We start from the raw sequence: 12,199 nt of genomic DNA, 5'->3' as shown, positions 1-12,199 counted from the left end.
GCCCGGGCCCCGCCGGATCGGCGACGGCCCGGGCGCGCGGCTCAGTGCCCGCCGGGCGCCGCCGAGCCGCCGGCCGACGGAGCGGTTCCGGACTGGTCGCCGGCCGACGGAGCGGTTCCGGACTGGTCGCCGGCCGACGGGTCGGCGCCGCCGCCGATCTGGTCGCCACCGGCACCGGCCTGGTCGCCCGCACCCGCCTGGCCACCCGCACCCGGCTGGTCGCCGGCACCCGCCTGGCCGCCCGCACCGGACTGGTCGCCCGCACCCGCCTGGCCGCCCGCACCGGACTGGTCCCCGGCACCCGCCTGGCCGCCCGCGCCGTTACCGGCGGCACCGTTGCCGGCGGCACCGTTGCCACCCGCGCCGTTGCCGCCGGCCCCGAGGGTCGCGCCGGTGGCCTGCAGGGCGGCGGTGACGGGCTGGAAGAAGGTCTCGCCGCCGTTGGTGCAGTCGCCGCTGCCGCCGGAGGTGAGGCCGAGGGCGCCGCCGTCCTGGCTGAACAGGGAGCCGCCGCTGTCGCCGGGCTCGGCGCAGACGTTCGTCTGGATGAGACCGTTGACGGTGTCGACGCCGTTCGGGTCGGTCTCGCTCTGGAAGTTGACGGTGGCGTCGAGACCCGTGACCTGGCCGTCGTGCAGCCCGGTGGTGGACCCCATCCGGAACACCGTCGCGCCGACCGTGGCGTCGGCGGCCTGGTTGATCGCCACGGTCTGGCCGTTGCCGGTGTTGACCTCGCTGGGCGCCTGGGTGGCGGGGTCGTCGTACTTGACCAGCGAGAAGTCGCTGCCCGGGAAAGTGGCCTGGTCGACGGTGGCGATGGGCTGCCCGGTCTGGGAGTCGGACCACTGCTTCGCGGCGACACCGCAGTGACCTGCCGTCAGGAAGGCGGGGCTGCCGTCGGAGGCGGTGACGTTGAAGCCGAGGGAGCAGCGGACGTTGCCGCCCTGCACCTGGGAGAAGATGGCGTCGCCGCCCGAGACGAAGGTCTTGAAGGTGCCGGCGGACTTCTTCAGGGTCGCCATGCCGGACCCGAGTCCCTGCACGGTCGACTGCAGTCTGTTCCACTTGGCGCCGGTGACGGTGGAGTCAGCGGTGACGAGGACCTTGTCGGTGCGCGGGTCGACCGCCCACGAGGTGCCGGGGATCGTCGCCCGGGCCTTCAGCGTCCTCGCGGCCGCCTTGAGTTCGGCCGTGCTGTTGTCCACCTGGCGGACGGCGGCGCCGGCGTCCTTCGCCCGGGCGATCAGGTTGCTGTCGCCGCCGGCGACGTTGACGACGAGCTGTCGCCCGGCGCTGTCGTAGTACGACCCGGCGAAGGCGTCACCGAGGGTCTTCTGGAGCTGGGCGGCGAGGCGGGAGGCGTCCGTGGCCTTCAGGGTCTTCGCGGTGCCGGTGGTGCCCGAGGCCTGGCTGTCGTCCTGGGAGGCGTTGGCGTGGGGCAGCAGGAGGGCCGCCGCTCCGAGTGCCGCGACACCGCCCACCGCTATCGCGGCCTTGCGCTTCGGCATTCGCTTGTGACTCAAACTTCTCGACCTCCTGGGAACGGGGGGTCTGCCGCTGTCCGGCAGTTCGTATCGGGGCGCCTGGATGGCCGTAGGTACGCACCGGGCGGCCGGTGCGTTCAATTCCGTTTCCGGGCAGGCCCGTTCGGAGGGCCGGTTCGGCCCCGTCCCGGGGGCCGCGAGCAGAGTCCGACGGGGCTCCCCACCCCCATGCCGCGCGCCGACGGCGATTCCGGACGGACACGATCGGCTGTCGATCAGTTACGGTCCGTTCCGAACACGTAACGGAATCCCGGCTTCAGGGAATCTACACATTGAATACTCAACCAAGTCACCGTCGGCGGCGGATCTGCACATCCCCCCACCTGCGGGCACGCCTTTGGCGCGGTGTGCCGGATTCGCCGCCCGGGAGGCAAGGGCCCGGGCGCGACGATGTCGCGCCGCATGTGAAGGAGTCGCCGACATGCCGTGCGCACACCTGCACGGATGCGGCCCTGCGGGGACCAAGTGCCCAGGTGGGCGCCCTGATTGATTGGAAGCGCGCGGCGCGTGCGTGCTTTGATCCATCGCACCGCAGGGTTCGCCCGGGTCTTTTCGGAGACGGATGCCCGGCGCCTGCGGTTGCGGCCGTCCGTCTGTCCCCCAGAGGGGGCCGCTCCCCCTTGTGACATACCCATACGAAGGGAAGTTCCACCATGAACTCCACCCCCCAGGTTGAGACCGTCGAGATCTCGGACGCCGAGCTGGACAACGTCTCCGGCGGCCTCGCCGTGAACGCCCTGAACACCGTGACCGGCACCGTCAACGGCATCGCCCCGGTCTCCGGCCTGGTCGACACCGCCGTCGGCACCGTCGAGGGCGTCACCGGCCTGAACACCCAGCCGGTCACCAACCTGGTCGCCGGTCTCTGACCGCACCTCGTTGTCACCCTGGTCCCGGAGCCGTCCCCCGGCTCCGGGGCTCTCGGGTGCCCGCAGGGACCCGCCGGTCCCGGTGGCGCGCCCGAGCCGTCGTCACGCCGTCTCTCCCCGGGTGAGGGAAGTTCCGTGCAGTTCCGCCAACAGGCCCTCGCCAAGCTCCAGTCACCGGACGAGCTGGACCTCCCGGTGCGCCTGGCCCGTCCGCAGGGCTGGCTCGCCCTCGGCGTCACCGTCGTCGTGATGGTGGCCGCCTCCGTCTGGGCGGTGACCGGTTCGGTCGCCTCCACCGTGAGCGCGCCGGCCATCCTCACGCACGGGCAGGGCAGTTACGTGCTGCAGAGCCCCGTGGCCGGCCAGGTGACGGACGTCCTCGTCCGGCAGGGCGAACGCCTGCCCGCGAACGCGCCCGTCGTGAAGGTCCGTACCGCGCAGGGCACTTCGGTGGTCCGCAGCGTGGCCGCGGGCCGCGTCACCACGCTCGCCGCCACCATCGGCCAGATCGTCCGGACAGGCAGCGACGTCGCCGCGGTCGAGAAGGTCGCCCACGCCGGCGACCCGCTGTACGCGACGGTGTACGTCCCCGCCGAGAACGCCGCCGCCATCCCGGCCCACGCCCCGGTGGACCTCACCGTGGCCTCGGTGCCGAGCCAGAAGTACGGCGTACTGCGCGGCCGGGTGCGGTCGGTGGACCGCACCGCACAGTCCGACCGGTCCATCGCCGCCTTCCTCGGTGACAGCCAGCTCGGCGAGCAGTTCACCCGCAAGGGCCGCCCGGTCGCCGTCCTCGTCGAACTGGACGGGACGAAGGCGACCAGGAGCGGCTACCGCTGGTCCACCACCGGCGGACCACCGTACGCGCTGGACTCGATGTCCCTCGCCTCCGGTTCGATCAAGCTGGCCGACCAGCGTCCCCTCGATTGGCTGCTCCCGTGACCACCCAGCAGGAAACCCGCGGCCGCAGACGCGCCGCCCCCGTCAAGCGGCCGGTCCCCAAGTCCCGTACGGGCACGGTCCGTACCCCCACCGTGCTCCAGATGGAGGCCGTCGAGTGCGGCGCCGCCTCCCTCGCGATGGTCCTCGGCCACTACGGCCGGCACGTGCCGCTGGAGGAGCTGCGCATCGCCTGCGGTGTCTCACGGGACGGCTCCCGCGCCAGCAACCTGCTGAAGGCGGCCCGCGGTTACGGGCTGACGGCCAAGGGCATGCAGATGGACCTGGCCGCCCTCGCCGAGGTGCGCTCACCGGCCATCCTGTTCTGGGAGTTCAACCACTACGTCGTCTACGACGGCCTGGGCCGCCGCTTCGGCCGGCGCGGCGTGTTCGTCAACGACCCCGCCAAGGGCCGCCGTTTCGTGCCGCTGGAGGAGTTCGACGGCAGCTTCACCGGCGTCGTGCTGGTGCTGGAGCCCGGTGAGGGCTTCACCCGGGGCGGGCGCCGGCCGGGCGTGCTCGGCGCGATGCCCGCCCGGCTGCGCGGCACCGCCGGCACGCTGCCCGCCGCCGTACTGGCCAGCCTGCTGCTGGTCGCGGTCGGCGCGGCCGTACCCGCGCTGAGCCGCACCTACATCGACATGTTCCTCATCGGCGGGCAGACCTCGCTGCTGGGCGTGCTGTTCGCCTCGATGGCCACCTGTGTGCTGCTCACCCTGGTGCTGACCTGGCTGCAGCAGACCAACCTGCTGCACGGCCGGATCATCTCCTCCACCCTCTCCAGCGCCCGGTTCCTGCGCCATCTGCTGCGGCTGCCGGTGGCCTTCTTCGCCCAGCGCTCCCCCGCCGACCTGGTGCAGCGGCTGCAGTCCAACGACCAGGTGGCCGAGACCCTGGCCCGTGACCTCGCGGCGGCCGGCGTGGACGCGATCGTCGTCGTGCTCTACGCGGTGCTGCTCTACACCTACGACCCCCAGCTGACGTTCGTCGGGATCGGCGTGGCCCTGCTGAACGTGGTGGCGATGCGGCTGGTCGTACGGCTGCGCGCGACCCGGACCGCCAAGCTGCGGGCGGACACCGCGCGCCTGACCAACACCTCGTACACGGGTCTTCAGCTGATCGAGACGATGAAGGCGACCGGCGGCGAGGACGGCTACTTCCGCAAGTGGGCCGGGCAGCACGCCACCACCCTGGAGGAGCAGCAGCGGCTCGGCGTGCCGAGCGCCTGGCTGGGGGTGGTCGCCCCGACGCTGGCAACCTTCAACAGTGCCCTCATCCTGTGGATCGGCGGTATGCGCGCGGTCGAGGGACACATCTCGGTCGGTCTGCTGGTCGCCTTCCAGGCGCTGGTGACCCGGTTCACGGCCCCGCTCACCCGGCTCAACGGCGTGGCGGGCCGCATCCAGGACTTCGCGGCCGACGTGGCCCGGCTGAAGGACGTGGAGAACTTCCAGACCGACCCGCTCTACGCCCGTCCCGGCGGCGCCGACTCCACGCGGCGGTTGCAGGGGCACGTCGAGCTGGAGAACGTCACCTTCGGCTACAGCCCCCTGGACCAGCCGCTGCTGAGCGGGTTCGACCTGACCGTCGGACCGGGCCGGCAGGTGGCGCTGGTGGGCGGCTCGGGCAGCGGCAAGTCGACGGTCTCCCGGCTGATCTCGGGCCTGTACACGCCCTGGGACGGCGTCATCCGCATCGACGGCCGCCGCCTGGAGGACATCCCGCGCGGCGCGCTCGCCGCCTCCGTCTCCTTCGTCGACCAGGACGTCTTCCTCTTCGAGGGCTCGATCCGCGACAACGTGGCGCTGTGGGACCCGTCGATCCCCGACGACGCCGTGGTGGAGGCGCTGAAGGACGCGGCCCTGCACGACGTGGTGATGCGCCGGCCCGGCGGCATCCACAGCAAGGTCGAGCAGGACGGCCGCAACTTCTCCGGCGGACAGCGCCAGCGGCTGGAGATCGCGCGGGCACTGGTGCGCCGGCCCAGCATCCTCGTGCTCGACGAGGTGACCAGCGCCCTGGACGCGCAGACCGAGCAGGTCGTGATGGACAACCTGCGGCGGCGCGGCTGCGCCTGCGTGGTGATCGCCCACCGGCTGAGCACGGTCCGCGACAGCGACGAGATCGTCGTCCTCCAGCACGGCACGGTCGTCGAGCGCGGCCGGCACGAGGAACTGGTGGCACGCGGCGGCGCCTACGCGGCGCTGGTCAGGGAGCGCTGAGATGACGAGTGGTCAGGAAGCGTACGCGGGCGACGTGGTCCTCGGCGCGCTCGGCTCGCTGGGCACGCGGTTCGACTGCGCGGGCCTGAGCCGCCTGGACCTGGAGGGCCCGCAGGTGCTGTGGCTGGTGGCGGCCGGCGCCCTGGACCTGTTCGCGGTGGACGCCGCCCAGCAGGGCCACTGGCACCACCTGGGCCGGCTGGAGGCCGGCGCGCTGCTGCTCGGCCCGGTCGCCGGACCCGAGCACACCCTGGTGGCCCGCCCGGCCCGCGACTGCGTGGTGCACCGCGTCGGCCTGCGCGAGCTGTACCAGCCCGCGCACACCCAGACCTGGTCGTACGACGAGTACGGCAACCCGCAGTACGTGCCGCCGGCCTCGAGCCCGCTGGAGTACGCGGTCGCCCTCGGCATGGGCCGTGGCCTGTCCGTCCTGTTCCAGGCGCCGATGGCCGAGGAGCGGACCGCCACCCCCGCGGACGACGACGTGTTCTGGATGCAGGTGCCGCCGGGCAGCGTGGCTCACGGCTCGGTGTACGGCGCGGAGGCCGCCGCCGACCTGCTGATGGACCCGGCGCTGTGGCAGAGCATGGTCGACCAGCAGTACCGGCTGCTGACCGCGCTGGACCGGTGGATCGAGCAGCTGGAGCGCACCCACGAGACCCGCACGGCCGCCGGGATCAAGGCCGGTGAGGCGGTCCGCGCCCAGGCCGACCGGACGCTGCTGGCCTCCATCGGCAGGCGCTCGGCGCGGCCCGCGACGGGCGCCGACGCGGACGCGACCCACGCGGCCTGCAGGCTGGTCGCCCAGGCGGCCGGGATCACCCTCGCCGAGCCCGCGCAGAGCGGCACCGAGAGCGAGCGTCTCGATCCGGTGGAGCGGGTGGCGCTGGCCTCCCGGGTGCGCACCCGAGCCGTGCGCCTGGACGGGCGCTGGTGGCGGGAGAACGTCGGCCCGCTGGTCGGGCACCGGGCGCTGTCCGGGGCGCCGGTGGCGCTGCTGTGGCGGCGCGGCGGCTATGTGGCCGTACAGCCCGCGACCGGCCGTGAGACGCCGATCGAGAAGGCGAACGCGGAGGAGTTCGAGCCGCGCGCGGTGATGTTCTACCGGCCGCTGCCCGACCGGCGGCTCGGGCCGCTCGGGCTGCTGCGGTTCAGCCTCGGCGGCACCCGCGGCGACCTGACGAACCTGCTGCTGGCGGGGCTGGTGACGGTGGCGATCGGGGCGCTCGTGCCGATCGCGACGGGCAAGGTGCTCGGCGAGTACGTGCCGAGGGCGCAGGAGGGCCTGATCGTCCAGGTGTGCCTCGCGGTGATGGTGAGCGGGGTGGTGGCGGCGGCGTTCACGCTGCTGGAGAACCTGTCCATCCTGCGCCTGGAGGGCCGTATCGAGGCGGCCCTGCAACCGGCCGTCTGGGACCGGCTGCTCAGGCTGCCGACCCGGTTCTTCACCCAGCGCTCGACCGGTGAGCTGGCGAGCGCGGCCATGGGCATCAGCGCGATCCGCCGGCTGCTCGCCGGAGTCGGCCCCGTCGTCGCGCAGTCGGTGACGGTCGGCGCGATGAACCTCGCTCTGCTGTTCTGGTACAGCGTGCCGATGGCGATGGCGGCGGTCGGCATGCTCGTCGTCATCGGGGCGGTGTTCACCGGTCTGGGGCTGTGGCAGGTGCGCTGGCAGCGGCGGCTGGTGGTGCTCGGCAACAAGCTGAACAACCAGGCGTTCCAGACCCTGCGCGGGCTGCCCAAGCTGCGGGTGGCGGCGGCCGAGAACTACGCGTACGCGGCCTGGGCGCGCCAGTTCGCGCGCAGCCGGGAACTCCAGCAGCGGGTCGGCCGGATCAAGAACGTCACCACGGTGCTGGGCGCGGTCTATCTGCCGGTGTGCACCCTGCTGATGTTCATGCTGCTGGCGGGTCCGGCGAAGGGCGCGATGTCGGCGGCCCAGTTCCTGACGTTCAGCACGTCGGTGACGATGGTGCTGACGTCGGTCACCCAGCTCACGGGTTCCTTCGTGTCGGCGGTGGCGGCGCTGCCCCTCTTCGAGGAGATCAGGCCGGTCCTGGAGGCGACGCCCGAGGTGCGCACGGCGAGCACCCGGCCCGGTCCGCTGTCGGGCGCCGTGGAGGTCCGCCGGCTGTCCTTCCGGTACGCCGACGACGGCCCGCTGGTCCTCGACGACGTGTCCTTCACCGTCCGGCCCGGGGAGTTCGTGGCGGTCGTCGGCCCCAGCGGCTGCGGCAAGTCCACCCTGCTGCGGCTGCTGATCGGCTTCGACAGGCCGGTCTCGGGCAGCGTGCTGTACGACGGCCAGGACCTCGCGGCTCTCGACCAGTCGGCGGTCCGCCGCCAGTGCGGGGTGGTCCTGCAGCACGCCCAGCCCTTCACCGGCTCGATCATGGACGTCATCTGCGGCACCGAGCCGTACACGCCGGAGGAGGCGATGGCGGCCGCGGAGCTGGCGGGGCTCGCGGAGGACATCAAGCGGATGCCGATGGGCCTGCACACGATCGTCGCGGGCAACGGCGCGATCTCCGGCGGTCAGCGGCAGCGCCTGATGATCGCCCAGGCCCTGATCCGGCGCCCGCGCGTCCTCTTCTTCGACGAGGCCACCAGCGCCCTGGACAACGACACCCAGCGCACCGTCATCGACAGCACCCGCAAGCTGAACGCCACCCGCATCGTGATCGCCCACCGGCTGTCCACGGTGCTGGACGCCGACCGGGTGGTCGTGATGGAGGACGGCAAGGTCGTCCAGCAGGGCACGCCCTCCGAACTCCTCGCGGACACCACGGGCCGCCTGCACGAACTGGTGCGCAGGCAGCTGGCCTAGCGTCCGCCGTGACCGTCCGCGGCCGTCCGCGGCCGCCGGCGGCCGGTCCCCCGGGACGGGGAGCACACCGCGGACGGCCCCGCAGCCGGGTCGGCAAGGATCAGGTGGCCGGTTCGCCGCCCCGGCCGTCGCCGCGCCGTTCGCCCGGCTCGTCGGCGTGCCGTTCGTCCGGTTCTTCGGCATGGGTGGGCATCCAGTGGTGTTCGCAGAACCAGCGGCCGAACAGGGCGCCGCCGTAGATGACGAAGCCGACGCCGATGAGCCAGGACTCGACGACGAGCACGGTGCCGACGGGGCCGTAGCTGAGCGCGTTGGTGACGACGAGCGGGGTGAAGACGAGGTAGGAGAAGGCCCGCAGTCCGGCCAGGCCGATGACGGTGGCGACGGCGCCCGGCAGCAGGGCGCGCCAGTGGACCTGCCCGCCGAGCAGGAAGCGCGGCCCCCACCAGAAGAACGCCACGGCGCTGACCGCGGACAGTGTGATCCGCGCGCTGCCGTGCAGCGCCGACTTCGTCGCCACCTCCTGGTAGAGGTAGGCCGTGAGGACCACCAGCCAGGTCGCCTGCCGCCACACCCGGTGCCACGGGCCGGAGGCGAGGCCCCAGATGCGCTCGTAGGCGTTCTGCACGCTGCCGCCGAAGGACACCCCGAACACGGCGAGCAGGACCGCGCTCCAGACGCTGGTGGTGCCGATGACCTTGCGCGGCGGGCTGACGACGTCGGTGATCACCCGGGCGGACCTGCCCGACAGTCCCATGCCGTCGGTGAGCCAGGAGGCGAATCCGCCGCGCACCAGGGGGTCGGCGGCGGCGACCACGATCAGCAGGGGCGCCAGTGTGACCAGGGCCAGCGTGGCGAATCCCATGGCCCGGTGCATCAGCTCCAGCTCACGGCCGTGCGCGAACAGGGCCCGGACGCCGATCCACTTCCATGCGCGGTGCAGGCCGCGCCGCAACCGGTTCACGGCTCCTCCCGTGCTCGCCGCCCACACTCTCTCCTGTGCCGATTCATCCATCCCGGCGCGCGGCGGGCAACTCCGCCGGTTCGCCCATCCCGGCCCACGACCGGCAACTGTGCCGATTCGTCCATCCCGGAGCACGGCGGTCACCTCCGCCGGTTCATCCATCCCGGCCCACGGCCGGCAACTGTGCCGATTCGTCCACCCCGGAGCACGGCGGTCACCTCCGCCGATTCATCCACCCCGGCGCGCGGCGGGCACCTCCGCCGATTCATCCATCCCGGCGCGCGGCCGGCACCTCCGCTGATTCATCCACCCCAGCCCACGACCGGCAACTGTGCCGATTCGTCCGCCCCGGAGCACGGCGGTCACCTCCGCCGATTCATCCATCCCGGCCCACGGCGGCCAACTCGCCGGAGCGCGGACGGCACCGGTACGGCGGGGCGGGTGTGCCTCAGTGCCGTCCGATCCGGCGACACGGCCGGCGGCTGAGCCGTTTGATCGGCGTCCCCCCGCAGAATCGGACCCCGTGCGTACTCCTGCCGAGGTGCCCCGAACCGAACCGCGTCCGCCGGGCGGCCGGCGCCGGCTGCTCATCGTGAGCGCGAGCATGGGGGCCGGCCACGACACGGTGGCCGCGGAACTCGCGCGCCGCGCCTCGGCGAGCGGGCACCGAGCGCACGTGGTCGACGTGCTGCGGCTGCTGCCGTACGGCCTGGGCGGCGGGCTGCGCCGCTCCTACCAGTTCTCGGTGCGCCACGCGCCCTGGGCGTACGCCGGTGTCTACGGCGCGTTCCTGCGCGGCGGCAGCGGGCCGCGCCCGAGCGGGGTGCCGCTGGCCCGGCTCGCCGGTGACCGGCTGAGGGACCTCGTGGACCGGCTGGAGATCGACGTGGTGCTGTCCGTCTTCCATCTGGGCGCGCAGCTGACCGGTCATCTCAGGTCCCGGGGCGCGCTGCGGGTGCCGAGCGCCGTCTTCCTGCTCGACTTCGCCGTGCACCGGCAGTGGCTGCATCCCGGCAACGACCGGTACCTGTGCCTGACGGACCAGGCGGCGGGCGAGGTGCGCCGGGCGCTGGGCACGGTCACCGTGACGACCGGCCCGGTGGTGGCGCCGGCCTTCGCGGCGCCGGCCGCCGACGAGGCGCACTGGCGGGAGCGGCTCGCCGCCCGGGCGCCCGGCCGGCCGCCGGTGCTGCTGTCCGCGGGCGCCTGGGGGGCGGCCTCGCACCCGGCGCGGACGGCACGGCTGCTGGCGGGGGCCGGCTATCTGCCGGTCGTGCTGTGCGGCCGCAACGAACGGCTGCGCGCCCGGGTCTCCCGTGTGCCGACGGCACTCGCCCTGGACTGGGTGGAGGACATGCCCGGTCTGATGGCGGCCGGATACGCCCTGGTGGACAACGCCGCGGGCCAGACCGCCGTACAGGCCCTCGCCGCGGGGCTGCCCGTGGTGGGGCACCGGCCGCTGCCCGGCCATGGGGCGGACGGGGTGCGCCGGATGGCCGACCTCGCGGTGTCGGAGCTCACGACGGACGGACCCGCGCTGCTGGCGGCGCTCGGCCGGCTGGCGGAGGGCGGCCCGGAGCGCGCGCGACGGGTGACCCGCGGCCACGCACTCTTCCGCCACGACCCGGTGCGGTACGCGACCGAGCTCTAGTGCCGCAACAGGCAACGGTCACCCCGGCGCGACGCCCGGCACGCACTCTCGCCGCACCGGCCGAAAGCCCAAGTCATCCAGTACGAGGACGTCCGGCCGGCACACCGAGAACACGCACCGGACGCCGCTCCTTGCCGGGCAGACGTTGCCTGCCGCGGCACTAGTCGGCGAGGTGGTCGCGCAGGGGGCCGACCGTCAGGCCCGCCTCGCGGCAGCTCTCCACGATGGTGGGCAGCGCGCCCAGGGCGGCGTGCCAGCAGCCGGGGGCCGAGTGCCGGTCCGAGTCGTGCAGCAGTACGGTGCCGCCGCCGCGCAGGTCCGACGTGACCCGTGCGGCCACGGAGGCCGGGGTGGCGTCGGGTGTCCAGTCCCTGCCCCACGCCGACCACAGCACCGTCCGCAGTCCGGCGTGCCGGGCCGCCCACCAGCGGCCGGTGGTGAGGATGCCGTAGGGAGGGCGGTACCAGCACGGGCGGCGGCCGGTGAGCTCGTGCACCGCGTGGGCGGTGCGGGCGATCTCCCCGGTGTCCCGGGTGAGGGAGGGCCGCCAGGGTCGGTCGTGGGTCCAGCCGTGCACGGCCAGCTCGTGACCACGGCGTACCGTCTCGCGGGCCACGCCGGGGTGGCGCACCAGGTGCTCACCGAGCACGAAGAACGTCGCCCGCACCCCGAGCCCGTCCAGCGCGTCGAGAAAAAGCGGCGTCGACTCCGGGTCGGGGCCGTCGTCGAAGGTGAGGGCGACGTGCCGGCGGCGGCCGGTGCCCGCGAGGGCCGGGAACAGCCGACGCCGTACGCCCGGCAGCCAGGTCGCCGCCGGGCCGATGTGCGCCGCGGCGACGCCGGCCGGCAGCAGCACGGCCGCCGTCCGCCAGGAGCGGCCGGACACGGGGGTCATGGGTGGGCTGCCTCCTAGGTGTGCGGGCGGGACGACCGCCGCCCGGCCGGTCCTTCCGGGGCGCGTGCCGGCACGGCCGCCGGCCACCGGTCAATGGCCGCCGGACGCGCGCAACCGTCCGTCGCCCTGGTCCGGCGGCTGGTTCGGTGGGGGGTCCGACGGGCCGCCGAAGGACGGCCCGTCGTGCGGGGGGCCGGGGGCCGGCGGGGGGGGGGGGGGCCGGGGCGCCGGCTGGGGGGGCCGCTTCACCCGGGGGGGGGCGGGCTGCGGCGGCGGGGGGGGGGGAGT

The 12,199-nt window shown here is 73.8% G+C and carries 8 protein-coding genes; 5 read left to right on the top strand and 3 right to left on the bottom strand.

Annotation, left to right across the window (positions count from 1 at the left end):
* Positions 1-41: 41 nt before the first annotated feature.
* Positions 42-1,508, bottom strand: coding sequence for a S1 family peptidase (locus ABVB68_RS28750; protein WP_353604108.1), 1,467 nt, complete (start codon positions 1,506-1,508; stop codon positions 42-44).
* A gap of 689 nt (positions 1,509-2,197) precedes the next feature.
* On the opposite strand from ABVB68_RS28750, the gene ABVB68_RS28745 reads away from it, so the two are divergent.
* The 4 genes from ABVB68_RS28745 to ABVB68_RS28730 all read left to right on the top strand — a co-directional run bounded on the left by ABVB68_RS28745 (position 2,198) and on the right by ABVB68_RS28730 (position 8,401).
* Positions 2,198-2,413: a type A2 lantipeptide gene (locus ABVB68_RS28745; RefSeq protein WP_353604079.1), complete on the top strand. Its 216-nt coding sequence runs from the start codon at positions 2,198-2,200 to the stop codon at positions 2,411-2,413.
* 135 nt (positions 2,414-2,548) lie between these two features.
* Entirely contained in the window at positions 2,549-3,355 is an 807-nt protein-coding gene (locus ABVB68_RS28740; RefSeq protein WP_353604078.1) for an HlyD family efflux transporter periplasmic adaptor subunit, read from the top strand.
* Positions 3,352-5,574, top strand: a complete 2,223-nt coding sequence (locus ABVB68_RS28735; protein WP_353604077.1) for an NHLP family bacteriocin export ABC transporter peptidase/permease/ATPase subunit — start codon at positions 3,352-3,354, stop codon at positions 5,572-5,574. Before ABVB68_RS28740 ends, ABVB68_RS28735 begins: the two co-directional genes overlap by 4 nt.
* A 1-nt stretch (position 5,575) precedes the next feature.
* Positions 5,576-8,401 (top strand): NHLP bacteriocin export ABC transporter permease/ATPase subunit, encoded by a 2,826-nt coding sequence (locus tag ABVB68_RS28730; protein ID WP_353604076.1) that lies wholly within the window; start codon positions 5,576-5,578, stop codon positions 8,399-8,401.
* A gap of 100 nt (positions 8,402-8,501) precedes the next feature.
* Here ABVB68_RS28730 and ABVB68_RS28725 read toward each other — a convergent pair whose 3' ends face one another.
* Entirely contained in the window at positions 8,502-9,365 is an 864-nt protein-coding gene (locus tag ABVB68_RS28725; protein ID WP_353604075.1) for a YhjD/YihY/BrkB family envelope integrity protein, read from the bottom strand.
* 541 nt (positions 9,366-9,906) lie between these two features.
* Here ABVB68_RS28725 and ABVB68_RS28720 point away from each other — a divergent pair.
* Positions 9,907-11,016: an MGDG synthase family glycosyltransferase gene (locus tag ABVB68_RS28720; protein WP_503006323.1), complete on the top strand. Its 1,110-nt coding sequence runs from the start codon at positions 9,907-9,909 to the stop codon at positions 11,014-11,016.
* Between the two features lie 160 nt (positions 11,017-11,176).
* On the opposite strand, the gene ABVB68_RS28715 is transcribed toward ABVB68_RS28720, so the two are convergent.
* Entirely contained in the window at positions 11,177-11,911 is a 735-nt protein-coding gene (locus tag ABVB68_RS28715) for a polysaccharide deacetylase family protein (protein WP_353604073.1), read from the bottom strand.
* Positions 11,912-12,199: the final 288 nt, after the last annotated feature.

Origin of the sequence: Streptomyces sp. NPDC096012, assembly GCF_040426375.1 — a bacterium.
In the GTDB taxonomy this organism is placed as follows: Bacteria; Actinomycetota; Actinomycetes; order Streptomycetales; family Streptomycetaceae; genus Streptomyces.
Note: the sequence above shows the minus strand (reverse complement) of the source record. Positions and strands in the feature narration are given on the sequence as shown.

Excerpts from the sequence above, each read along its gene's own strand:
- ABVB68_RS28750 (WP_353604108.1), bottom strand. The coding sequence starts at position 1,508 with ATGCCGAAGCGCAAGGCCGCGATAGCGGTGGGCGGTGTCGCGGCACTC.
- ABVB68_RS28745 (WP_353604079.1), top strand. The coding sequence starts at position 2,198 with ATGAACTCCACCCCCCAGGTTGAGACCGTCGAGATCTCGGACGCCGAG.
- ABVB68_RS28730 (WP_353604076.1), top strand. The coding sequence starts at position 5,576 with ATGACGAGTGGTCAGGAAGCGTACGCGGGCGACGTGGTCCTCGGCGCG.
- ABVB68_RS28715 (WP_353604073.1), bottom strand. The coding sequence starts at position 11,911 with ATGACCCCCGTGTCCGGCCGCTCCTGGCGGACGGCGGCCGTGCTGCTG.